Below are 23,558 nucleotides of genomic sequence, written 5' to 3' on the forward strand. Positions count from 1 at the left end.
GTAGGTTAATTCGGCGCACCGCGCGAATCCGGCAGGCGCGCCGTGCACATCCGCCACACCCGTCACAAATCTGCCCCACCTATCCGCGTTTCGCGCCGGACATGACGTGTCACGGCGGTATCGTTCCCGGCCGTCTATCGATTGTGTGATGCGGTGCGCCGCACGCCATTCAGCTATGCGGCAGCAACCAATTCGAGCGTTCAGGGCAGGATGACCCGCCCGTCGCGCACCAGCCGGTCCAGCACCGTGCCGCTGATCTCCTCGACGGTGAGCCCGACCAGCAGGTGGTCGCGCCAGGCGCCGTCCACGTCGAGATAGCGCCGCAGCAGACCTTCCTCCCGGAAGCCCACATTGCGCAGAACGGCCTGGCTGGCAAGGTTTTCCGGCCGCACCGTCGCCTCGACGCGGTGCAGTCCGACGGGGCCGAAGCAGTGGTCGAGACCGAGTGCGAGCGCGGCCGTCGCGACCCCCTGCCCGCTGAGGTCCTTGGCCACCCAGTACCCGATCCAGGCCGAGCGCAAGGCCCCGCGCACGATGTTGCCGATCGTCAACTGGCCGCTGAAAGTACCGTCCACCTCGATCACGAGCGGGATCATCGATCCGCGCCTGGCCTCGGCTTTCAGGCTCGACCACAGCGACGGCCAGTTCGACGCGTGGTTGCGCGCCTCCCAGGCGCCGCGCCCGGTCGGCTCCCACGGTTCGAGGTGTTCGCGGTCGCGCAGCCGGATGCGGCTCCACGCGGCCGCGTCGCGCAATCGCACCGGCCGCAACGTCACTTTGCCCGCCGCGACGCGCACCGGGCCCAGGTGCGCGGGCCACCCCGGATGCTGCGTGACCCGGAAGACGTTCATCGACTCCACGCTTCAGCCGCGCTGGGAGAGAAAGGCGACCTGAACCTCGTCCCCGGTCCTCACCTCGGTGTCCTCCGGATCGATGATGATCAGGCTGTTCGCCTCGGCCATGGTGGTGAGCAGGTGCGAGGACCCCGAGCCGCCGAGCGGCTGCACCAGGTAGTCGCCGGTGGTCTCGTCGCGCATGAGCTGCGCCCGCAGATAACCTTTGCGGCCTTCCATCGAGCTGATGGGCGTGATGGTCCTGGCCCGGATGACGCGGCGCATCGGATGTCTGCGGCCCAGCGCGATCCGGATCAGCGGCCGCACCATCACCTCGAACACCACCAGCGCGCCGACCGGATTGGCGGGCAGCAGGAACGTCGGCACCTCATCGCGCCCGAGCCTGCCGAATCCCTGCACCGAGCCGGGATGCATGGCGACCCTGGCGATTTCGAGGTCACCGAGCCCTTCCAGCGCCTCGCGCACCTGTTCGGAGGCCGACCCGCCGACCGCGCCCGCGATCACCACGACCTCCGAGCGCACCAGCTGGCCCTCCACCACGTCGCGCAGCTGGCGGGCGTCGGTGCTGACGATGCCGACGCGGTTCACGTCGGCGCCCGCGTCGCGCGCGGCGGCGGCCAGCGCGTAGGAGTTCACGTCGTAGACCTGGCCGGGGCCGGGTGTGCGGTCGATGTCGATGAGTTCGCCGCCCACCGAGATCACCGACAGGCGCGGGCGCGGATGCACCAGCACCTTGTCCTGGCCGACGGCGGCGAGCAGACCCACCTGGGCCGGGCCGATGATGGTGCCCGCGCGCACGGCGACGTCGCCGGGCTGCACGTCGTCGCCGATGCGGCGCACGTAATCGCCGGAGCGCACCGGCTCGTAGATTCGGATCCTGGCGCGGCCGCCGTCGGTGAAGTCCAGCGGCAGCACGGCGTCGGCCAGCGTCGGCAGCGGGGCGCCCGTGTCGACGCGCACCGTCTGGCGCGGTTGCAGCCGGATCGGCTGGCGCGAACCGGCCACCACTTCGCCGACCACGGGCAGCGTGAGGTCGACGAGGTCGCCGTCCTCGTCGCGGATGTCGGAGCCGGCCGCGGACACGTCGACGCTGCGCACCGCGTATCCGTCGATGGCCGCCTGGTCGAAACCGGGCAGCGGACGCTCGGTGACCACGTCCTCGGCGCACAGCAGGCCCTGGGCCTCGGAGATCGCGACGCGCACCGGCCTGGGCGCGACCGCCGCCGCGGTCACCTTGATCTGCTGATCCTCAACCGAGCGCATCCAGCTCTTCCCGATCCTTTCCGCACCTCGACCGGACCGCCGCGTCCGGTGAACCCTCTGTACTACCCGACGGCCCGTGTCGCGCGGAAGTCCCGCGCGCCCGCTATTCGCCGGTCACCAGCTGCGGATCCCAGTCGGGACCGAGCCGGTGCTGCAACCACTCCCGCAGGGCGGGGCCGTATTCCTCCCGCTCCAGTGCGAAATCGACCGCAGCTCGAAGATAGCCGCCCGGGTTGCCCAGATCGTGGCGCGACCCACGGTGGACCACCACGTGGACCGGGTGACCCTCCGCGATCAGCAGCGCGATGGCATCGGTGAGTTGCAGCTCACCCCCGGCGCCGGGCTCGATCCGGCGCAGCGCGTCGAAGATGGCTCGGTCGAGCAGGTAGCGGCCTGCGGCGGCGAAGGTGGAGGGCGCGTCGGCCAGGGCGGGCTTCTCCACCATGCCGTTGACGCGCAGCACGTTCGGGTTCACCGCGTCGGGCACGGTGGCCACGTCGAAGACGCCGTAGGCGCTGACCTGGTCTTTCGGCACGTCGATGGCGCACAGCACGCTGCCGCCGCGCTTGCGGCGGACCCGGCTCATCACGTCGAGCACGCCGGAGGGCAGCACCAGATCGTCGGGGAGCAGGATGGCGATCGCGTCCTCGTCGTCGTCGAGGACCCGTTCGGCCTGGGCGACGGCGTGGCCGAGGCCGAGCGGCTCCTCCTGCACGACCGAGGTCACGTCCAGCAGCGCGGGCGCCTTGCGGACCTTCTCCAGCAACTGGAATTTGCCGCGCTCGGCGAGCGTGCTCTCCAGCACCAGGTCCTCGACGAAGTGCGCCACCACGCCGTCCTTGCCCGGCGAGGTCACGATCACCAGCCGTTCGGCGCCGGATTCGGCCGCCTCGGTGGCGACGAGCTCGATGCCCGGGGTGTCGACCACGGGCAGCAGTTCCTTGGGCACCGTCTTCGTCGCGGGCAGGAACCGGGTCCCGAGCCCTGCCGCGGGCACGACGGCCGTGCGGAAACACGACAACGCCGCGTCGTTCGCGGACGGTCCTGCCATTGCTGTCATACGCACACCCTATCCATCCGTGCCATGGCCGGGCGGTCGTCGCGACCGCGCGGCACCCGGTGAGCTTATGGTGATCCTCATGAACATGCCCGGTGGGCGGGACAAACATGCATGGCGTGCGGAGATTCTCACTCGGCGCTCAGCTGTTCCCGCGGAGGAGCGGGCCCGCGACGCCGCGGGATTGGCGGAAACGGTCGCCGGCCTGGACGTTCCGGAGTGGGTGTGCGCGTATGTCCCGGTGGGGAGCGAGCCGGGGTCGATCGCGATGCTGGACGCGTTGCGCGCAGGGGGAGCGCGGGTGCTGCTGCCGCTGACCGGGGGGAAGGAACCGCTCGATTGGGCGGAGTACACGGGGGAACGTGACCTGCGCCCGGCGAAGTATGGGTTGCGGGAACCCGCGGGACCGCGGCTGGGGAGTGACGCGGTCGGGAAAGCGGGGCTGATTCTCATTCCGGCGCTCGCTGTGGACCGGCGCGGGGTGCGGCTCGGTCGCGGGGCCGGGCACTACGACCGGACGTTGGGCGCGGCGCGGCCGGACGCGCTGCTGGTCGCCGTGGTGCGCGACGACGAGCTGGTGGAATCGCTGCCGGAAGAGCCGCACGACCTGCGGATGGGCTGGGCGCTGACCCCGCGCGGCGGACTGCGGTGGCTGGGCGGCCGTCCAGCGGAATGAACGGCCGATTGGCGGCGTTGGCACTGTCGGCGGTAGAGTGCTAGATCGACGAAACCTGCGGAGGATCCTGTGCCAACCTATTCATACGCGTGCACCCAGTGTGACAACCGCTTCGACATCGTGCAGTCCTTCTCCGACGATGCGCTGACCGTCTGCGAGAAGTGCTCCGGGAAGCTGCGCAAGCTGTTCAACTCCGTGGGCATCGTGTTCAAGGGCAGCGGCTTCTACCGCACCGACAGCCGCGGCGGCGCGTCCACCGCGAGCGAGCCGGCCAAGTCCGACGGCGGGTCGAGTTCGTCGAGTTCGGATTCGGGTTCGTCGGCGTCTTCCAGCACCGCGAGTTCGTCCACCAGCACGGCCGTGGCCAGCTGATTTCCTGATTCATCCCCAGGCCCGGCGGTCTCCACAGGAGGTCGTTTCCGGGGCCTGCCGGGGGTGCTCGCGGCCATAGGCTTCGGCCATGACTCGCGCACTCGCCGATCTCGGACGCGCCGACACCCTGCGGTCGGTGTTCCACAATCGCCCGTCCTGGGCCGACGGTGTCCTGCTGCGGCGGCTGCTGGCCGCCGCGCTCGCCGTCCTCGCGCTGATCCTCGTCGTGCGTGGCGACCCGGAGGCCGCCCGCACCGAGGTCGTGGTCGCGGAGCGCGAACTGGCGCCGGGCCGCTTACTCGAACCGGGTGATCTGCGCACGGTGCCGCGCGAATCCGGCACGCTGCCCGAGGGCGCCACCACCTCCACCGCCGATCTGGTCGGCTCGACGCTGACCGGCGGTATGCGCGCGGGCGAGATCTTCACCGACCTGCGGGTGGTCGGCCCGAGGCTCGCACACGTCGCGACGGGTGGCGCCGACGCCAGGATCGTGCCGATCCGCCTCGCCGACACCGCCGTCGCGGAGATCCTGCGCGCGGGCGACCGCGTGGACGTCATCGGCGGCGGCGAACAGGGCACCGGCGCGCGGCCCGCGCGAGCCCTGGCCGTCGACGCCGCCGTGGTGCTGGTGGCCGCGCCGGGGGAGCGCTCCGGTGGCGGGGAGCGAGTGGTGCTCGTGGCGATGGACGCGGCGCACGCCGCCATGGTGGCGGCGGCGTCGCTGCACACCGCGCTCACGGTGGTGTTCCATTGAGCGGCAATCGTTTTCGGGGAAGGCCCTTGATGTCACCGCAGGGCGGCGGCGAGCCGGGGCAGGGTCGTGTCGATCGTGTAGGGGATCGACAGGATCGAGGGGAAGGCGAGCGCGTGGCGAGGCCGCCGTTCCGGTGGTGGCCCGGCCGCCTGCGGGTCGGCCTCGGTGTTCGACAGCGCCATGCGAGCGACGGTCGCAACTCAACTGCGGTTGAGTGCAAGCCGGGCGTCTCGGCGCCGGCGGCGCATCGGTGGGTTTCCGCCCTCGAAACAACCGCTCTGATGCACAGAATTCGACTACCGTATACGCAGGTGAACGACCATTTCCGCTGGCGATACTTGAAATTGAAGCCGGTTTCAGATATACCCTTGGGGAGGGATGTGGATCGCGGATCCGATGTCTCCCGGCGCCGGATCGCGCCCCACCGACAACCCGCCCGACCGTCAGGAGCCAGGATGTCCCTGTTCGATATCTCCGATCGCGCCGCGAAGTATCAGGCGGATCTGCTCGACTTCATGGAGTCGCACATCTATCCCGCCGAAGAGGTCTACGAGCGGCAGATGCGGGAATCCGGTGATCCGCACTTCCAGCCGCCGATCCTGGAGGAGCTCAAGGCCGAGGCGCGCCGCCGCGGGCTGTGGAACCTCTTCCACCCGCACCCGGAGTGGGGCCCGGGGCTCACGAACCTGGAGTACGCGCCGCTGGCCGAGATCATGGGCCGCAGCGTCATCGCCTCCGAGGCGTGTAATTGCAACGCGCCCGACACCGGCAATATGGAAGTGCTCACGCTCTTCGGCACCGACGAGCACAAGGAGAAATACCTGAAGCCGCTGCTGGAGGGCACCATGGCGTCGGCGTTCGCCATGACCGAGCCCGCCGTGGCGAGTTCGGACGCGACCAACGTGGAGCTGTCCATGGTGCGCGACGGCGGCGACTACCTGCTCAACGGCCGGAAGTGGTTCGCCTCCAACGCGATGCACAAGAACTGCAAGGTGCTGATCGTGATGGGCAAGACCGATCCGACCGCCGCCCCGCACCGGCAGCAGTCGATGATGGTGGTGCCCATCGACGCGCCCGGCGTCACGGTGGTGCGCAGCCTGCCGGTGTTCGGCTACCAGGACCGCGAGGGCCACGCCGAGATCGAGTTCGAGGACGTGCGGGTGCCGGCCAAGGATGTGCTCAAGGGGGAGGGTGAGGGCTTCGCGATCAGCCAGGCCCGCCTGGGCCCCGGCCGCATCCACCACTGCATGCGGTCGATCGGAATGGCCGAGCGCGCACTGGAATTGATGTGCAAGCGGGCCCGGTCGCGCAGCACCTTCGGCAAGCCGATCAGCGAGAACGCCAATATCCAGGACTGGATCGCCGAGGCGCGCATCGAGATCGAGATGATCCGATTGCTCACCCTCAAGGCCGCCCACCTGATGGACACCGTCGGCAACAAGGAGGCGCGCACCGAGATCGCCGCGATCAAGGTGGCCGCGCCCAATATCGCGCTGAAGATCGTGGACCGCGCCATCCAGGTGCACGGCGCCGGCGGCGTCACCGAGGACTTCCCGCTCGCCATGGCGTGGGCGCACCTGCGCACGCTGCGGCTGGCCGACGGCCCCGACGAGGTGCACAAGCGCGCCATCGCGCGCCAGGAACTCGGCAAGTACCGCGCGGCCGAGGCCGCCGCGACCAACGGACAGAAGGTGACGGCGTGATGACGGGTATCGATCTGAGCGGGCGCACCGCCATCATCACCGGCGCCTCCCGCGGCATCGGCCTCGCCGCGGCGCACGCCATCGCGGCGGCGGGCGGCAACGTGGTGCTGACCTCGCGCTCGCAGGAGTCCGCCGACGCCGCGGCCGCGCAGGTGGGCGGCTCGGCGCTGGGCGTGGCCGCGCACGCCGTCGAGGAGGACGCGGCGCGCCGGTGCATCGAGCTGACGCTCGAGAAGTTCGGCAGCGTGGACATTCTCGTGAACAATGCGGGCACCAACCCGGCCTTCGGCCCGGTGATCGACCAGGATCACGCCCGGTTCCGCAAGACCTTCGACGTGAACCTGTGGGCGCCGATCCTGTGGACCTCGCTGGCCGCCGAGACCTGGATGGGTGAGCACGGCGGCTCCGTGATCAACACCGCCTCCATCGGCGGACTCGGTTTCGAACCGAATCTCGGTCTCTACAACGCCACCAAGGCCGCGCTGATCCACCTCACCAAGCAACTGGCGCTGGAACTTTCGCCGCGCATCCGGGTGAACGCGGTCGCGCCGGGCGTGGTGCGCACCAAACTGGCGGCGGCGCTGTGGCAGGAACACGAGGGCCTGCTCACCCAGATGACGGCGCTGAACCGGATCGGTGAACCGGAGGACATCGGCGCGGCCGTCGCCTTCCTGGCCTCCGACGCGGCGAACTGGGTGACCGGCGAGACGATGGTGATCGACGGCGGTCAGCGGCTCGGCAACGCCGCCCTGTTCCGCCAGGGGGTGCCGGTCGATGCCTGAGGTACGGGACACCACCGCGGTCGATCCGGCGGCGGTGGCGGAGTGGCTCGACGCGCTGGGCGTCGAACACGCGAAACCGTTGCGGCTCCAGCGGATCGGGCTCGGCCAATCCAATCTGACCTACCTGGTGACCGATGCCGCCGACCGGCGCTGGGTGCTGCGCAGGCCGCCGCTCGGGCACCTGCTGGCCTCGGCGCACGACGTGGTGCGCGAGGCGCGCATCATCGCGGCGCTGGAGCACACCGACGTGCCCGCGCCGCGCATCCTCGGCGTCACCCAGGACGCGGCGGTCTCGGACGTGCCGCTGGTGCTGATGGAATTCGTCGACGGCCAGGTCATCGACACGATGGAGATCGCGCGGTCGCTCACCCCCGAGCGGCGCGCCCACATCGCGCGGGAACTGCCGCGCACGCTGGCGAAGATCCACGCCGTCGACATCGAGGCCGTCGGGCTGTCGGATCTGGCCAGCCACAAGCCGTACGCGCAGCGGCAGCTGAAACGCTGGGCCGGCCAGTGGGAACAGTCCAAGACCAGGGAGCTGCCCGAACTCGACGCCCTCACCCGCAGGCTGGTGGCCGCCATTCCCGAACAGCGCGAAATCACCTTGGTGCACGGCGATTTCCACCTGCGCAACGTCATCGCCGACCGCGCATCCGGCGATCTGGTGGCGGCCCTGGACTGGGAACTCTCCACACTCGGTGAGCCGCTGGCCGATATGGGCAGCATGCTCGCCTACTGGCCGGAACCCGGCGAGGACACCGGCGGCGACTTCCCGGCCTCCACCCTGCCCGGGTTCCCGACCCGCGACGAACTGGCCGAGCAGTACCTGGCCGAGACCGGCCGCGACGCGGCCGCCCTGTGGTACTGGCAGGTGCTCGGTCTGTGGAAGGTCGCGGTGATCGCCGAGGGCGTGATGCGCCGCGCCATGGACGAGCCGCAGAACAAGGCGGCGGCGGGCACGCCGACCGTCGAGCGCATCGACGCGCTGGTGCGTAAGGCGACCGAAATCGCCGATGCCGCAGGGATTTAGCGTCCGCGCGCGGACGGCGAGACATTCGACCACGAGGAGTCGACAGTGAAAGCTTGGCGGGTACACGAACTCGGCGAACCGCGCGAGGTGCTGCGGCTCGAGGAGACCGCGGATCCGGCGCCCGGCCCGGGTCAGGTGCTGGTCCGGGTGTCGGCGGCGCCGGCGAACTTCCCCGATGTGCTGCTGTGCCGGGGCCGGTATCAGATCACGCCGCCGCTGCCGTTCACGCCCGGCGTGGAACTGTGCGGTGAGGTGGTGGCCCTCGGCGAGGGCGTCACGCGGTTCGCGGTGGGCGACCGGGTGATCGGCAATCCGAATCTGCCCGGCGGCGCGTTCGCGGAACTGGCCGTGCTGGACGAAGGCAACGCGTTCCCCGCGCCACCCGCGCTGGACGACGCCGAGGCCTCGGCGCTGAGCATCGGCTACCAGACGAGCTGGTTCGCGCTGCACCGGCGCACGCGGCTGCGCGCGGGGGAGACCCTGCTGGTGCACGCGGCGGCGGGTGGTGTCGGCAGTTCCGCCGTCCAACTCGGCAAGGCCGCGGGCGCGACGGTGATCGGCGTCGTCGGCGGCGCCGACAAGGCGGAGTACTGCCGGGCGCTCGGCGCCGACCTGGTGATCGACCGGCGCAGCGAGGACTTCCTGCCCGTCGTGAAGGAGTTCACCGGCGGCCGCGGCGTCGACGTGGTCTACGACCCGGTGGGTGGCGACGCCTACGCCAAGTCCACGAAATGCATTGCGTTCGAGGGCCGTATCCTGGTCATCGGATTCGCGGGCGGCACCATTCCGGAGCCGGCGCTCAATCACGCGCTGATCAAGAACTATTCGATCATCGGACTGCACTGGGGCCTGTACAAGCAGTACGACCCGCAGGCCATCCAGGACTGCCACGTCGAGCTGACCAGGCTCGCCGCCGACGGCGCGATCAAGCCGCTGATCAGCGAGCGGCTCGCGCTGGCCGACGTCGCGGACGGTCTCGGGCGCCTCGGTGACGGCAGCACCGTCGGACGAATCGTGTTCCAGCCGTGAGCACCTCGACGATCGACCCGCGCGACGCCGTCCTGGTCGACTTCGGCGGTGTGCTCACCAGCAGCGTGCTCGACGCGTTCCGCGCCTTCGGCGCCTCCCTGGGCGATCCGGACCTGCCGATCACGTTGCTGAGCACCGATGACGAGGCGCGCCGCCTGCTCGTCGACCACGAATCCGGGCGTATCGACGCCGACGCCTTCGATCGCGGTTTCGCCGAGCGGCTGCGCGCCCACGGCGCCGATATCGACGCCGAGGGCGTGAGCGCCAGAATGCAGAGCGGACTGACCGCCGACGAGGCGAGCCTCGACCTGATCCGGCGGCTGCGCGCGGCGGGCATCCCGGTGGCGCTGGTCTCCAACGCGTTCGGCCGGGATTGCTACGCCGGGTTCGACCTGGCCGCGCTCGCCGATGTCGCGGTGATCTCCGCGGAGGTCGGGATTCGTAAACCGTCACGCCGGATCTACGAGATCGCCTGCACCCGACTGGGTGTGCGCCCGGAGCGCGCGGTGATGGTCGACGATCTGCGGCAGAACCTCGACGGTGCGGCGCGTCTGGGCATCGCCGGGGTGTTGCACACCGACACGGCCGACACCGAACGGCAGTTGGCCGAAAGGTTCGGCATCGCCGCGTGAGCGACACGGCGGGCCCTCGCGGACGGGAAACCGGCTCGAGGCGACAGCCGGTGGGGACGGGCGGTTCCGGTCGCCCGTCCAACCCGCCGTCGGCCGCGCCCGCCGTGATCTGGGACGATGTGCCGGTGTCGGAACCGGGGACCACGCGGGTCGGTAAGGAGACGTCGGCGTTGACGCCGCGCGGTGAGCGCACCCGCACGAAGCTGGTCGACGCCGCCGAGGTGGTGTTCGCCCGGCTCGGGTTCGTCGAGACCAGGGTCGCCGACATCGTCGCCGAAGCCGGCGTCGCGCACGGCACGTTCTACGTCTACTTCGACTCCAAGGACGCCGTCTTCCACGCGGTGGTGCTCGAGCTCATCGCCGATATGCGCGACAAGGTGCGCGCCCGGCGCGGCGCTCCGCCCGCCACCGCCGTCGAGGCGATCGAATCGGCGGTGCGCGCGTATGTTTCGGCGTTTCGCGACCACGCGCGGTTGATGCTGATGTGGGGCGAGGTCGCCGGGCTCAACCCGGATCTGGACGACCTCTTACAGGCCGAGATCGCGCTGTTCATCGACCGTGCCGAGCAGATGATCACCCGCCTGCAGGACAACCGCCTCGCTGCCCGCGACGTCGACGCGCGCTACGCCGCGACCGCGCTGTGCGGCATGGTCCGCGAGTTCTGCACGCAGTGGGCCAAGACCGACGCGGACATCGACGCCGAATCCGCGTCGGCCACGCTGTGCACGCTGTGGGTGCGCGGCATCGGCCTCGTGCACGGCGCGCCGCCGGTGTGATCCGCGGCGCGCCGTCGCGCTACCGGCCGACGGTCTCGCGCCGCAGCGCCTCGCGGTCGATGGCGCGCTTGAGGATCTTGCCGGTCGCGCCCTTGGGGAGCGCATCGGCGAACTGGACGATGCGCGGAACCTTGTAGGCGGACAGCCGTTCTCGCGTCCATCGTGACACCTCGGCGGCATCCAGGGCCGCGCCGGGAACGGTGACGATCACGGCGGCTACCTCTTCGCCGTAGTGATCGTCGGGCACGCCGACGACGGCCGCCTCGACGACGTCGGCGTGCTCGTACAGCACCTCCTCCACCTCACCCGGATACACGTTGTAGCCGCCGCGGATGATCAGGTCCTTCAGGCGGTCGACGATGCGCAGATCGCCGTCGGCGTCGAATTCGCCCAGGTCGCCGGTGCGGAACCAGCCGTCGGGGAGGAGCACTTCGGCGGTGGCCTCCGGACGGTTCCAGTAGCCCTTCATGATCGTGGGCCCCGCGATGAAGATCTCACCGACTTCGCCTGCCGCACAGAGGTTTCCGTCGACGTCGCGGATCTGCACCCGCATCCGGTCGACGGCGTGCCCGGTGTAGCCGATCTTCGGCCCGCGCCCGAGGTCGTTGAAGGTGCCGAACGCGGTGGTCTCGGTGAGTCCGTAGCCCTCCAGGATCGTGCAGCCGAACTTCGTCTCGAAGGCGCGCGCGACCTCCCCTGGCAGCGCCGCGCCGCCCGAGATGGCCGCCCGCAAGTCAGCGAAATCGGCCGGATCGGCGTCGGCCGCCGCATGCAGCATCGCATTCCACATCGTGGGGACCCCGGCCAGGACGGTGAGCCGGTCGCGCCGCAGCATCGTCAGCATGGCGGCGGGTTCGAACCGGCGCAGCAGCGACAGGGAACCGCCCGCGGTGAAACACGACATCATCACCGCCGACTGGCCGAACACGTGGAACAGCGGCAGGGCCGTCCCCACGCGGTCGGCCGCGGTGCTGCGCGCGGCCGACACTCCGATCTCCCCGCCCGCCAACAGATTTCCGACCGTGAGCTGGGCGCCCTTGGGCCGTCCGGTGGTGCCGGAGGTGTAGAGGATGGCGGCGGTGTCGGCGGGGTCGCGCTCGACCGCGGGCATCGGGTCGGCGTCGGCTTCAGCGCCGGCGGTGAGTTCCCGGTACGGCACGCCGGTCGCCGCCGCGGCCTCGGCGACGGCGGGGCCGAGGTCGTCCCAGGCGAGCGCGAGCGAGCATCCGGCATCGATCAGGTAGTACTCGACCTCGGCGCGCGTGGACATCGTGTTCACCGGAACCACGATCCCGCCCGCGATCTGGATGCCCAGGTAGGCGACCACGAACTCCGGCACCGAGGGCGCCGCGAGCAGGATGCGGTCGCCCGGTCGCGAGCCCGCCGCGCGCAGGGCGCCCGCGTAGCGCGAACTCAGTTCGAACAGTTGACGGTAACTCCATGCGACCCGGTCGGAGCGGACCGCGGGCCGGTCCGGTGTCGAGGCGGCATGGCGGCGGACGGGGTCGGAGACGGTGGCCATCGGCGGGATCCTTCGGTGCGCACTGTGATCTGGACCACACCGAGCGTATATGAATCTGATGTCAATTTTAAGTACTGGCGCCGATCTGTGCGCCAAGTATCTGAATCTGACGTCAGATTCGAGATAGGCTGCGGTCAGGACGCGGTGTGCGGCAGGATGCGCCCGCGCGGAGGAGAGGATCGGCTGTGCAACTCGAAGGGAAAGTCGCGATCGTCACCGGTGGCGGTGCGGGTATCGGTGCGGCGCTGGCCGCCGGACTCGTCGCCGCGGGCGCGCGCGTGGTGGTGGCCGATATCGATGGCGCGGCGGCCGAGGACGTCGCCCGGACTGTCGCGCACGGCCGCGATGGGGTGGCGGTCGGGGTCGGTGGCGATGTCGCCGAGGCGGCGCGAATCGAAGCCCTGATCGCGCTCGCCGAACGCGAATTCGGCCCGGTAGACCTGTATTTCGCGAATGCGGGCATCGCGGGCGCGCCCGGACTGGACGCGGGGGAGGCGGACTGGGATCGCTCGCTCGAGGTCAATCTCCGCGCGCACATCCGAGCCGCGCAGCTGCTGGTGCCCGGTTGGGTGGAGCGCGGCGAGGGGTACTTCGTCAGCACCGCCTCGGCCGCCGGCTTGCTCACGCAGATCGGTTCGGCGACCTACGCGGTGACCAAGCACGCCGCCGTCGCGTTCGCGGAGTGGTTGAGCGTCACCTATGGCGACCAGGGTGTTCGAGTGAGCTGCCTGTGCCCGATGGGCGTGAACACGAAACTGCTTTACGCCGGGGAGGATTCGGGTGACCGGCTCGGCGCCGCCGCGTCGCGGGCGGTCACCACGGCGGGTGCGGTGCTCGAACCGGCGGACGTGGCGAAGGCGGTGCTGGACGCGGTCGCCGAGGAGCGCTTCCTGATCCTGCCGCACGCCGAGGTGCTCGACATGTACCGGCAGAAGGGCGCCGATTACGACCGGTGGTTGCGGGGGATGCGGCGCTACCAGCGCTCCCTGCTCGAGGGGGCGCCGTGAGTGTTTCGCGAAAGATCCTGGGCCACAATGTGATGTGACATTGCTATAGATAAGTGGCCCGGGCTGTACCCCGCATTCGCCTTCTCGCAGGTGCGAATGCGGGGTATGTCGGTATAAGGGCCCTGTGAACAGTACTTACACAACTCTTCTCGGCTCGGGCCCCGGGGTGCGGTCCGCGGTGCTCGCCGAAAAGATGTGATTGACATTACTCCGCTCCTGTCTCAAACTAGGCGCACTCGTATTGAAGTTGGTGTCAAGTTTACTTTCGGCCTCGCGCCGGGAGTGGGCGAAGCAGCCGGAGGAGCACGCGTATGACCGCACCACCCCAGGACCCCGCAGGCCGCACCGCGGCGCCCGCCGCGCCGCCGCGCGACAACCGCCGCGCCCATCGCAAACTGCTCGCCGCGGGACTCGTCGGCAGCTCGATCGAGTGGTACGACTTCTTCCTCTACGGCACCGCCGCCGCCCTGGTGTTCCCCCAGGTGTTCTTCCCGAACAGCTCCGCGCTGATGGGCACGCTGCTCTCGTTCAGCACCTTCTGGGCGGGGTTCGTCGCGCGGCCGCTCGGCGGCGTGCTGGCCGGGCACTTCGGCGACAAGTACGGCCGCAAGCCGGCCGTGGTCGTCTGCCTGATCGGGATGGGCGTGGCGACCTTCCTGATCGGCTGCCTGCCCAGCGCGAACGCGATCGGCGTCGCCGCGCCGATCCTGCTGGTCTCGCTGCGCTTCGTGCAGGGCATGGCGTGCGGCGGGCAGTGGGGCGGCATCGTGCTGTTGCTGACCGAATCGGCGAGTCCGAAAAAGCGGGGATTCGCAGGCACTTTCGGGCAGATGGGCGTCCCGCTGGGCGTGATCCTCGGCAATGTGGTGTTCCTGATCGCCACCGCCGCGCTCTCCGAGGAGGCCTTCCTGAGCTGGGGCTGGCGAATTCCGTTCCTGTGCAGCGCTTTGCTGTTCCCGGTGGTGCTCTATATCCAGACCAAGGTCGAGGACACTCCCGAATTCCGGGAATTGCAGAAGGAAGTCGCGCAGAAGCGCACCACGGCGGTGGCGCAGGCGCCGCTGTCGGAGGCGGTCCGGTCGCACTGGCGCAAGATCTTGCTCGGCTGCGGGTTGCTCGCGGCGACCAACGCGTCGTTCTACATCGGCATCGCGGGCGTACTCAGCTATGCCACAAAGGATCTCGGCATGAACCACAACGACATCCTGTCCATGTCGTTGCTCGCCTCGCTGATCGGCTGCGCGGTGATCCTGTGGTCGGGCGCGCGGTCCGATCGCGTCGGGCGCAGGCCGTTGATCCTGATCGGCGGCGCCGGGCTGGCGCTGTGGGCCGTGCCGTACTTCCTGCTCGTCGACACCGCGCAGCTGCCGCTGTTCTTCGTGGCGGTGGCGGTGGGATCGATCTTCCAGTCGATGACCTACGGTCCGCTGGCCGCGTTCATGGGCGAGCTGTTCGAGCCGCGGCTGCGGTATTCGGGTGCGTCACTGGCGTATCAGTTGGCCGCCATCACGGTGAGCGGCGGCACGCCGTTCATCATGACCGCGCTGATCGCCAACACCGGCACGACCGTGCTGGTGTCGGTCTACCTGGCGCTGATGGGTCTGATCACGGTGTTCAGCGCCTGGGTGCTGAAGGAGACCAACCCGCCCGAGGTGCGTAACGACCCGAAAGCCGTTCCCGGCGAACACCTCTACGTCTGAGTTCGGTGGCGTCGCGGGTGCTTTCGCGGCGCCACCAACTTGTATCTGATGTCAACAATAAGTACGAACGAAGGTATGCGTTTTCATGAAGGTTCGTAAGTTCGCCGCGTCGGCGGCCCTGGCCGTCGCGTCCCTCTCGGTTACCGCGGGCACGGTCCACGCGGAACCGTTGAGCGTCGATCTCGCCCCGAACGTCAACTACACCGCCTACAACAACGGTGCGACCGCGGTGATCACCGTGGACGCGGGGCAGCTGATCGTCGACGATGGGCGCTTCCAGATCCGCGCCGACGACGGCACGGTGCTGGCCGGGGTGCCGCTCGAGTTCAACGTGAACAACGTCGCGTTCCCGATCGACGCCGAGATCGACGGCAGGACAGCGCGATTGACGCCGTCCCTGGACCCGGACCGGGCACGGACCGAACCGGTCGCGCTGCCGTTCCAGGATCAGGCGCCGTGGAAGACGCCCTACGAGCGCGAGGTCGCGGCGTTCTCCCGGATGGCGAGCACGATCACGGTCGCCGGTGTGGTCGGCGGCATCGCGGGCGCCGTCGGCGCGGGTGTGATCGGCTGCCTGGTCGGCGGGGTGACGCTGGCCGCGGCGACCAGCCCGATCGCGATGATGTTCGGCGCGGGACCGATCGCGGGTTGTCTCATCGGCGCGGGCGCGTTGGCGCCCATCGGGGCCGTCGGCGGGTCGCTGTTCGTGGGCGCGCCGGTCGCGACGGCGGCGGTGATCCAGTACTTCACGACCATCAACGAACCGTTCCCGGTGAAGTGAAAGTAGCTGGCGTGACACAGAACTCACGCTGAGTATGCGGAGGGATCCCTGCCCTCGGCCCGATCTCGGTCGGTGCGCATCCGCGCACCGGCCGGGATCGGGGTATCCGAGGTTTATCGAAGGGTATGAACCGCAACGGATTACGCGGCGAGCAGGCGAGCCGCTCGGGATTCGTCCACGCCGCCGCGCCAGGCGGCGAGGGGGAGCGTGATGTCGGAGCGGGGCGCGCCGCGCAGGGCGACGGCGTGCACCTCGGCGCGGGAGACGAAGCGATCCCACGCGGGCGCGAGCGCCGGGGTGGGGAGGCACGGTCACCGCGCACCGCCGAGGACCGTGTGAACTCCGCCGCCGAGGGTGGAACGGCGACCGCTGGAGGCGCTGGGCATGAGCGCCGGATCAGGCACCGCCCGCACGGTGGCCATGAACCATTACCTCACAGTTGCCGCCTTTTGCCGAGTGCTCAGGGGCCGGAACGATCCGCCTTCAGTTCGCGAACCGCAGCAGCGTGAGGCACGGCCGGTAGTTCTTCAGCACCGGTGCGTGGGAGAAGAAGCTGAGCAGCGGGGAACCCCAGAGCCCGCGGCCGGGGGCGAGGTCCACGTCGGTGGCCGACGCGACGCCGGGGATCTCGCCGGCCAACCGGGCCGCCTCGGCGACCGAGAGGTGGAACGGCATGGGCGGGGCCTGGTAGTCGGAATGCTTGGCGAGCTTCATGCCCGACAGCGTCTTCTTGCTGAACCACGCCGGGATGCTGTCGAAGAGGAGCCTGCCGCCGGGGAAGCGGGCCGCGCAGTCGGCGATCAGCGAGAGGACGTCGGCGCGCTCGAAGTACATGAACAGCCCCTCGGCGCTGAGGAACGTCGGCGTGCCCGGCTCGACGGCGTCGAACCAGGAGCGGTCCAGCGCGGACGCGGCCACGTGCGTGAGGCGGGGTTCGGCGGGCAGCAGCCGCTCACGCAGGGCGATCATCTCGGGCAGGTCGACCGACACCCAGCGCACGGTGGGGTCGGCGAGGCGCCAGAAACTCGTCTGCAAACCCTCGCCGAGCGCGACCACCACGCCGTCGGGATGTTCCGCACGGAAGTCGCGGATGGCGTTGTCGAAGGTGAGCGCCCGCAGCGGATGGGTCTGGCTCGGCCCGCCGAAGTCGTCGTACGGGTAGTCGATCGTCTCGTACAGCCGCACCGACTCCGGGTCCTCGTACGTGGAATCGGGCCGGAGGGCTTCGACCGCGCGATTGCGCAACGTCCACAGCGCCGTCGCCGGGACACCACGCAACGCCGTACCGTCGATCTTGTCAGCACACATGAGCTCTCCGTTCGAACGCCCGCGTGAGGTGGGTCCCACGGTAACTCGCCGCGCGGTCTCCTGTGCGAGCTACCTTTCGCGAGCCGGGGGCCGTGGGCGGTGGCGCGTCCATCGGGAGGTTGGCCGTCGCACTCGGCGGGCCGTTCGCACGGCCTGAGCCGCCGACCTCCCCGAGTCACTCACGCACACCGCACCGCGTGCACCCGTCCCCGATCCGGGTCCCTGCGACTATCGGTGCGGCCAGTAGATCGGCGCGCCGATTCGTTGCCTGCCGCCGTATTCACGGAGGTCCGACATCGGGCAATTCGACGCGGCCGCCGTCATTGTCCGCGTGTCCATTACGACTCCGAACCGTAGATATCCGAAATGGGAAACGGCAATTCCGTCAGGGATTTCGCTGCGGCGTAATAGCGAAAGGCTGTGAAAGCTGTTGCGCCGGTACCGGTTCGCGGTGCGATATTTCCGGACGGTCGGGTATCCGGTGGGCGGGAACGGGGAGGGTGCTGCATACTACGTCGGGGCGGCGGGCTGCTGTCCTACGCGAATGCGTTTACGGATTAACTCTCCGGGGGTTTGAAATACATGACTGACTTGGCATCTCGCGGGCGCGTCCGGGCCCGGCGCTTGCGCAAGCCGTTGCTGGCCGTCGCGGCGGCCTCGATGGCGGCGGCGCTGGTCGCCGGGTGCGGCGGCGGCTCCGACTCCGAACCGGCTTCGGCCGGACCGCCGCCCGGCACACCGCTCCCCGAGGGGGCGCAGTTGGTGCAGGAGAGCTCCAAGACCACCCAGACGTTGCAGTCGGTGCACTTGGACCTGCTGGTCGCGAACATCCCCGGCCTGCCGGTGGAGAGCGTCTCGGCCGACGTCACCAACCAGCCACAGGGCGCGGGCCAGGCCATCGGCGAGGCCAAGGTGCGTACCGAACCCGACGGCCCGTTCATCGATTCCAAGTTCATCGTCGTGGACAAGACGCTGTACGCGCAGACCGGCGGCGCCTCCTACGCGCCGGTCGGCGACGCCGAGAAGATGTACGACCCGGGCGTGATCCTGGACAAGGACAAGGGTCTGGCCAACGTCCTCGCGAACGTGGAGAACGCGAAAGCCGAAGCGCGCGAGAAGATCGACGGCATCGACACCGTGAAGGTCACCGGCACCATCGACGCGAAGGTCATCGACCCGATCGTGCCGCGCGTCGGGGAGAACGCGGGCACCATGCCGATCACGCTGTGGATCACCGACGTCGCCCCGCCCACCTCCGAGGTGTCGCTGCCCTCGCAGGACGCGTCGCCGGGCACCGGCCCGAACCTGGTGCGCGCCGTCGTCACCAAGGATTCCGGCACCGTCACCGTCACCCTGTCGGGGTGGGGCAAGAAGGTCGAGGTCGTCAAGCCGCAGGGCTGACGAAACCGGCACGGCCGGAGCGGTTTCCGCTCCGTCGTTCACCGCCGAACGGCCGGCCGGGAGTCCTGCCCGTGGACTCCCGGCCGCGTTCCGGCGTCTTTCGCGTTCACGGGATACGCCTCGGCGCACCGTGATACGGCGCCGAGCCGTCGGTCACGCGCGCTGCCGTGAGAAAGGCGGCGGCGCAGCCGATTAAGCGATTGTTCAGTGAAATACAAGGCGTCGCGCGGACGCTACGGCCCGGAAGTTCGCACGGCCGTAGCCCGCGACGCCGCAGTGCCGGAGCAGAACCGGCGAATGACCATGATCGGCGGACGCCCGATTCCGATCGGACGACCGCGCACGGAGGAATGCAGATGACGACGAGTGACCGCCCGGACGTCGAGGAGCGGGACTTCCGTCGGCCTCCCGGTCCGCCCGGACCGCCACCGGTGTCGAACGTGTGGGTCTACAACGGGCGCGCCTACGACCTGAGCGAGTGGATCTCGAAGCATCCCGGCGGTGAATTCTTCATCGGCCGCACCAAGAATCGCGATATCACCTCGATCATCGGCTCCTACCACAAGGATCCGGAGAAGATCGGGAAGATGATCGAGCGCTACGCGCTGGACCGCCGCGCGCTGCCCGAGGACATCCACCCGAAGAACAACGCGCCCGACTTCCTGTTCAAGGAGGGTTTCGACAGCTGGCGCGACACCCCCAAGTACCGGTTCGACGACAAGAACGACCTGCTGCACAAGGTCAAGGCCCGGCTGAAGGAGCCGGCGATGGCCGCGAAACTGAAGCGCATGGACCGCCTGTTCGACGTCGTGGCGGTGCTGATGGTCATCGCCTACTTCGCGGTGCAGGGCCTGCGGTTGTCGGTGCCGGCGTGGATGCCGTTGCCGCTGTTCGTCTTCCTGATGGTGGTGCTGCGCAGCTCGCTCGCCGGGTTCGGTCACTACGCGATCCACCGTGCCCAGAAGGGCATGAACAAGATCTACACCAACGCCTTCGACCTGAACTACGTGGCGCTCTCGTTCGTCACCGCCGACGGTCACGCGCTGCTGCACCACCCGCACACGCAGAGCGAAGTCGACATCAAGAAGAACGTCTTCACGATGATGATGCGGGTGCCGCGGCTGTACCGGGTGCCGATCCACACGCTGCACAAGTTCGGGCACACGGTCACCGGCATGACGATCCGCCTGCTCGACGTGTGCCGCCTCACCAGCAAGGTGGGCGTGAAGGACATGTACGGCACCTGGGGCGGCGCGCTGCCGCACTTCATCGGGTCGTTCGGGGTGCGCTTCTTGCTGGTGGCCGAGCTGGTGCTGTTCGTCCTGGCGGGCGATTTCTGGGCCTGGGCACTGCAATTCGTGATCACACTGTGGATCAGCACCTTCCTCGTGGTGGCGAGTCACGACTTCGACGTCGACACCGAGGATCTGCACACCGACACCGAGGACTGGGGCGTCAACCAGCTCGAGCAGGCCTACGACCTGACCGTCGTCGGCAACCGCTACGTCGACTGCTTCCTCTCGGCGGGCCTGAGCCCGCATCGCGTGCACCACGTATTGCCCTACCAGCGCAGCGGATTCGCCAATATCGCCACCGAGGAGGTGGTGCGCGAGGAGGCGGCGAAGTTCGGCGTCGAATGGCTGCCGCCCAAGAGCTTCTTCGGCGACCGCTTCCCGGCGCTGGTCAAGACCTACCTGATGTCGCGCTCTCACGAAGCGGAGGAACGCGATTGGGGTTTCGTGCGGGAGCACTGCTCGCCCACCGCCCTGAAGACCTGCGCCGTGTACACGGTCCAGGGCTTCACCGGAATCGGGACCGTCTGAGCGTGCCCGTCGAAACCCACTCTGTCCGAAAGGAATCCACTCCTGTGTCTGTCACCATCGACGAAGGCGGTGTCGCGCCCGCGACGTCGCGGCACACGGCGCGGCGCGGGCACGACTTCGCCCACGCGCTGCCACCCGCCCCGCCGACCACGGTCGGCGTGATCGAGGGCGTCGCCACCGCCGCTCCGGAGCGGTCCGTCGATCAGGCCGCGGCCGCCGACCTGGTGGCGGGCTTGTTCGCCGATCCCGCGCAGCGGGCGCGCATTCCGCGCGTCTACCAGAAAACCCGCATAGCGACCCGGCGCCTGGCCGTCGACCCCGTCGATCCCGAATTCCTCTCCTACAGCAGGGAATCCGCGACCATCCGGGACCGGATGCATCTCTTCTACCGGCATGCCGTGCCGCTGGCCGTGGACGCGGCGGGCCGGGCGCTCGCCGATGCCGGCTGCGAGCCCGCCGATATCGGGTTGCTGGTGTTCGTCACCAGCACGGGCCTGATCGCGCCCGGTGTGGACGTGGCGGTGGTGAAGCAGCTCGGGCTCGCGCCCACGGTGCACCGCGTAGTGGTGAACTTCATGGGGTGCGCGGCCGCGATGAATGGCATTCGCGCCGCAGTGGACCATGTGCGTGCCCACCCCGACCGCAAGGCGCTGGTCATCTGCCTCGAACTCAGTTCGGTGAACGCGGTGTTCGACGACGACATCAACGATGTCATCACCCACAGCCTGTTCGGCGACGGCTGCGGCGCGCTCGTGATCGGCGCGAGCCAGGTGCATCAGCCGCTCGCGGCGGGCAGCATCGTGCTCCGCGACAGCTTCAGCCACCTGTTCGACGACGCCGAGGACGGCATCGTGCTCGGCGTCAACGACAACGGCATCACCTGCGAGCTGTCGGAGAACCTGCCCGACTACATCTACCGCGGCGTCGACCCGGTGCTCGCGGAAGTGCTGGAGCGCAACGGATTACGCAAGTCCGACATCGACCTGTGGGCGATCCACCCTGGCGGCCCCAAGATCATCGAGGAGTCGGCGCGCTCGCTCGGCCTGCCCGCCGATCGGGCGGCGGTGAGCTGGGAAGTGCTGGCCGAGTACGGCAACATGCTGAGCGTTTCGCTGATCTTCGTGCTGGAGCGGATGATCCGGCAGGAGGCGACGGCGCCGCTGTCCACCGGCGTCGGGTTCTCCTTCGCGCCGGGTGTCACGCTCGAAGGCTTCGTCTTCGACATCGTCCGGCCGTAGCGCCGAATCGCAAGGGCGGCAACAGTGCAACTCGTCAGATTCCTGATCTCCATCTCCTGGGCGCGGATCGCGGCCGTCGTGCTCGCCGGTCTGGTGACCGGCGCGGCCAACACCTATCTGGTGGCGCTGATCAAGAGCGTCGTCTCCCCGGAGCCGCACCGCGAACACCTGGCGCTGCATTTCGCCGCGACCGTCGCGGTGGTGCTGGTGGCGGGGGTGCTGTCGCAGGTGCTGCTGGTGCGGCTCGCGCAGGACGCGATCTACCGGCTGCGGGCCGAGCTCAGCGCCCGGATCGTCGCCGCGCCACTGGAGCATCTGGAGCGGCTCGGCATGCACCGGTTGGTCGCGACGCTCACCGAGGACGTGCGCGCGCTCTCCCAGGCGGTGACCGCGATCCCGGCCATCTGCGTCGACGTGGCCACCATCATCGGGTGCTTCGTGTTCCTCGCGGTGGTGTCGGGGCCGATCTTCCTGGTGACGGTGGCGGGCACGCTGCTCGGCATCGCCTGCGTGGAAATGGTTCTCGAGCGCGTGCGCGCCATCTACCGGGACGCGCGCGAGCACGAGGACGCGCTGCTGCGCTCGTTCCAATCGGTGACCCTCGGGATCAAGGAACTCAAACTGCACCGGGGCCGCAGGCGCGATTTCATGGATCGCCACCTGCTCGGCACCGCGGGCGAGCTGCGCGAACAGAACGTGGACGCGGGCACGAAATTCTCGGTGGCGCAAGGCTTCGGGCAGCTGCTGCAGCTGGCCACCATGGCGCTGATCCTGTTCGTGATCGCCGCCGCGCTGGACCTGCCGCGCGACGTGATGATCGGCTACGTCCTGGTGACGACCTTCCTGGCCATGCCGATGCAGAACTTCATGCACCGCATCCCCGATCTGCTGCGCGGCGATGTGGCGCTGGCCAAGATCCGCGCCATGAACCTGTCGATGGAGACCTTCCACGACGAGGACCGGCTCCCGTTCGACGACCGCCCGCCGGTGGACGAGGCGCGGCTCGAGCTGGCGAACGTGAGCTATTCGTATCTGATGGAGCCGCCCCCGCCGGTGCCGGTGGGCGCGGGCGGGCCTCCGCCACGCGGGCACGGTGGACCGCCGCCGTTCCCGCCCCCGGGCCACGGCGGGCCGGGCCGCCCGCATCCCGGCGGGCGTCCGGATGTGAACGGCGCGCGCCGCCTCGACCACGGTCGCGCCGACGGCAGGCCGGTGCCGATGGGGCCGCCCCCGCTCGGCGACCCCGAGGACGGCTTCACCCTCGGCCCGATCGATCTCGTGCTCGAACCCGGGCAGATCACGTTCGTGGTCGGCGGCAACGGCAGCGGCAAATCCACGCTGGCCAAACTGATCACGGGCCTGTACGTGCCGCGCACCGGTTCGCTGGCGCTCAACGGCGAGAAGATCGACCACGAGAATATCGAGTGGTTCCGGCAGAACTCCTCGGCCGTGTTCACCGACTTCCACCTGTTCGAGGACTACCTCGGCTTCGACCGGCCCGACCTCGACGACGAGGTGCGCCACTACCTCGAGGTGCTGCGGATCGCGGACAAGGTCACCGTGCGTGACGGGCGGCTGTCCACGCTCGCGCTCTCGCAGGGGCAGCGCAAACGGCTGGCGCTGCTCACCGCGCTGCTCGAGGACCGGCAGATCTACGTGTTCGACGAATGGGCCGCCGACCAGGAGCCCCGCTTCCGCGAGGTCTTCTACCGGGAGATCCTGTCGGACCTGAAACGGCGCGGGAAGACCGTCGTGGTGATCACCCACGACGACCGGTACTTCTCGCTGGCCGACCGGATCGTCAAGCTAGAGTTCGGTCGCGTGGTCGAATGACCGCGGAGCCCTGGCGG

General features: G+C 69.3%; 22 protein-coding genes. 16 read left to right on the forward strand and 6 right to left on the reverse strand.

Features of this window, described 5'->3' with window-relative positions; genetic code table 11:
• Positions 1-200 precede the first annotated feature (200 nt).
• The 3 genes from OHB21_RS14415 to OHB21_RS14425 form a co-directional block, all read right to left on the reverse strand.
• On the reverse strand, positions 201-851 hold the full coding sequence (locus OHB21_RS14415; protein ID WP_067513888.1) for a GNAT family N-acetyltransferase: 651 nt from the start codon (positions 849-851) through the stop codon (positions 201-203).
• A gap of 12 nt (positions 852-863) precedes the next feature.
• Positions 864-2,117 (reverse strand): molybdotransferase-like divisome protein Glp, encoded by a 1,254-nt coding sequence (gene glp, locus OHB21_RS14420; protein ID WP_195142426.1) that lies wholly within the window; start codon positions 2,115-2,117, stop codon positions 864-866.
• Between the two features lie 103 nt (positions 2,118-2,220).
• Complete coding sequence (locus OHB21_RS14425) at positions 2,221-3,168, reverse strand: UTP--glucose-1-phosphate uridylyltransferase (protein WP_113975087.1); 948 nt, start codon at positions 3,166-3,168, stop codon at positions 2,221-2,223.
• Positions 3,169-3,256: 88 nt separating this feature from the next.
• On the opposite strand from OHB21_RS14425, the gene OHB21_RS14430 reads away from it, so the two are divergent.
• The 3 genes from OHB21_RS14430 (at position 3,257) to OHB21_RS14440 (ending at position 4,976) form a co-directional block, all read left to right on the forward strand.
• On the forward strand, positions 3,257-3,850 hold the full coding sequence (locus OHB21_RS14430) for a 5-formyltetrahydrofolate cyclo-ligase (RefSeq protein WP_228789021.1): 594 nt from the start codon (positions 3,257-3,259) through the stop codon (positions 3,848-3,850).
• A 69-nt stretch (positions 3,851-3,919) separates the two neighbouring features.
• Positions 3,920-4,222 (forward strand): FmdB family zinc ribbon protein, encoded by a 303-nt coding sequence (locus OHB21_RS14435; RefSeq protein WP_067513880.1) that lies wholly within the window; start codon positions 3,920-3,922, stop codon positions 4,220-4,222.
• Between the two features lie 88 nt (positions 4,223-4,310).
• Positions 4,311-4,976 carry an SAF domain-containing protein gene (locus OHB21_RS14440; protein ID WP_195124704.1) on the forward strand — a complete coding sequence of 222 codons (666 nt, stop codon included), beginning with the start codon at positions 4,311-4,313 and terminating at the stop codon, positions 4,974-4,976.
• A 32-nt stretch (positions 4,977-5,008) separates the two neighbouring features.
• Here OHB21_RS14440 and OHB21_RS14445 read toward each other — a convergent pair whose 3' ends face one another.
• The gene (locus OHB21_RS14445; protein WP_195124705.1) at positions 5,009-5,158 is read right to left on the reverse strand and encodes a hypothetical protein; all 150 of its coding nucleotides are present in this window, start codon (positions 5,156-5,158) and stop codon (positions 5,009-5,011) included.
• Positions 5,159-5,431: 273 nt separating this feature from the next.
• Between OHB21_RS14445 and OHB21_RS14450 the strand changes: the two genes are divergently transcribed.
• The 6 genes from OHB21_RS14450 to OHB21_RS14475 are packed head-to-tail and all read left to right on the forward strand — an operon-like array spanning position 5,432 to position 10,928.
• Positions 5,432-6,679 (forward strand): acyl-CoA dehydrogenase family protein, encoded by a 1,248-nt coding sequence (locus tag OHB21_RS14450; protein WP_067513878.1) that lies wholly within the window; start codon positions 5,432-5,434, stop codon positions 6,677-6,679.
• On the forward strand, positions 6,679-7,461 hold the full coding sequence (locus tag OHB21_RS14455) for an SDR family oxidoreductase (protein ID WP_195142427.1): 783 nt from the start codon (positions 6,679-6,681) through the stop codon (positions 7,459-7,461). The genes OHB21_RS14450 and OHB21_RS14455 overlap by 1 nt, the downstream gene beginning before the upstream one ends.
• Positions 7,454-8,491, forward strand: coding sequence for a phosphotransferase family protein (locus OHB21_RS14460; protein WP_195142428.1), 1,038 nt, complete (start codon positions 7,454-7,456; stop codon positions 8,489-8,491). Before OHB21_RS14455 ends, OHB21_RS14460 begins: the two co-directional genes overlap by 8 nt.
• A gap of 45 nt (positions 8,492-8,536) precedes the next feature.
• Positions 8,537-9,520, forward strand: coding sequence for an NADPH:quinone oxidoreductase family protein (locus tag OHB21_RS14465; protein WP_067513875.1), 984 nt, complete (start codon positions 8,537-8,539; stop codon positions 9,518-9,520).
• Positions 9,517-10,152, forward strand: a complete 636-nt coding sequence (locus tag OHB21_RS14470; protein ID WP_195142429.1) for an HAD family hydrolase — start codon at positions 9,517-9,519, stop codon at positions 10,150-10,152. The genes OHB21_RS14465 and OHB21_RS14470 overlap by 4 nt, the downstream gene beginning before the upstream one ends.
• Before the next feature lie 50 nt (positions 10,153-10,202).
• Positions 10,203-10,928, forward strand: a complete 726-nt coding sequence (locus OHB21_RS14475; RefSeq protein WP_170160742.1) for a TetR/AcrR family transcriptional regulator — start codon at positions 10,203-10,205, stop codon at positions 10,926-10,928.
• Between the two features lie 19 nt (positions 10,929-10,947).
• On the opposite strand, the gene OHB21_RS14480 is transcribed toward OHB21_RS14475, so the two are convergent.
• Positions 10,948-12,450 (reverse strand): AMP-binding protein, encoded by a 1,503-nt coding sequence (locus OHB21_RS14480; protein ID WP_195142430.1) that lies wholly within the window; start codon positions 12,448-12,450, stop codon positions 10,948-10,950.
• Positions 12,451-12,635: 185 nt separating this feature from the next.
• Here OHB21_RS14480 and OHB21_RS14485 point away from each other — a divergent pair, with 185 nt between their 5' ends.
• From OHB21_RS14485 to OHB21_RS14495, 3 genes are all read left to right on the forward strand, one after another.
• Positions 12,636-13,457: an SDR family oxidoreductase gene (locus tag OHB21_RS14485; protein WP_195124709.1), complete on the forward strand. Its 822-nt coding sequence runs from the start codon at positions 12,636-12,638 to the stop codon at positions 13,455-13,457.
• 311 nt (positions 13,458-13,768) lie between these two features.
• Positions 13,769-15,157 (forward strand): MFS transporter, encoded by a 1,389-nt coding sequence (locus OHB21_RS14490; protein ID WP_084538156.1) that lies wholly within the window; start codon positions 13,769-13,771, stop codon positions 15,155-15,157.
• 85 nt (positions 15,158-15,242) lie between these two features.
• Positions 15,243-15,938 carry a hypothetical protein gene (locus tag OHB21_RS14495; protein WP_067513871.1) on the forward strand — a complete coding sequence of 232 codons (696 nt, stop codon included), beginning with the start codon at positions 15,243-15,245 and terminating at the stop codon, positions 15,936-15,938.
• Between the two features lie 483 nt (positions 15,939-16,421).
• Here the strand turns inward: OHB21_RS14495 and OHB21_RS14500 are convergent, their stop codons facing one another.
• The gene (locus tag OHB21_RS14500) at positions 16,422-17,246 is read right to left on the reverse strand and encodes a class I SAM-dependent methyltransferase (RefSeq protein ID WP_067513870.1); all 825 of its coding nucleotides are present in this window, start codon (positions 17,244-17,246) and stop codon (positions 16,422-16,424) included.
• Between the two features lie 582 nt (positions 17,247-17,828).
• On the opposite strand from OHB21_RS14500, the gene OHB21_RS14505 reads away from it, so the two are divergent.
• The 4 genes from OHB21_RS14505 to OHB21_RS14520 all read left to right on the forward strand — a co-directional run bounded on the left by OHB21_RS14505 (position 17,829) and on the right by OHB21_RS14520 (position 23,541).
• Positions 17,829-18,647: an LppX_LprAFG lipoprotein gene (locus tag OHB21_RS14505; RefSeq protein WP_067513869.1), complete on the forward strand. Its 819-nt coding sequence runs from the start codon at positions 17,829-17,831 to the stop codon at positions 18,645-18,647.
• Positions 18,648-19,003: 356 nt separating this feature from the next.
• Positions 19,004-20,470, forward strand: a complete 1,467-nt coding sequence (locus OHB21_RS14510) for a fatty acid desaturase (protein ID WP_067513884.1) — start codon at positions 19,004-19,006, stop codon at positions 20,468-20,470.
• Between the two features lie 44 nt (positions 20,471-20,514).
• Complete coding sequence (locus OHB21_RS14515) at positions 20,515-21,708, forward strand: type III polyketide synthase (protein WP_067513868.1); 1,194 nt, start codon at positions 20,515-20,517, stop codon at positions 21,706-21,708.
• 24 nt (positions 21,709-21,732) lie between these two features.
• The gene (locus OHB21_RS14520) at positions 21,733-23,541 is read left to right on the forward strand and encodes an ATP-binding cassette domain-containing protein (RefSeq protein WP_067513867.1); all 1,809 of its coding nucleotides are present in this window, start codon (positions 21,733-21,735) and stop codon (positions 23,539-23,541) included.
• The last annotated feature ends 17 nt before the right edge of the window (positions 23,542-23,558 follow it).

This window comes from Nocardia puris (genome assembly GCF_036051655.1).
Classification (GTDB): domain Bacteria; phylum Actinomycetota; class Actinomycetes; order Mycobacteriales; family Mycobacteriaceae; genus Nocardia; species Nocardia puris.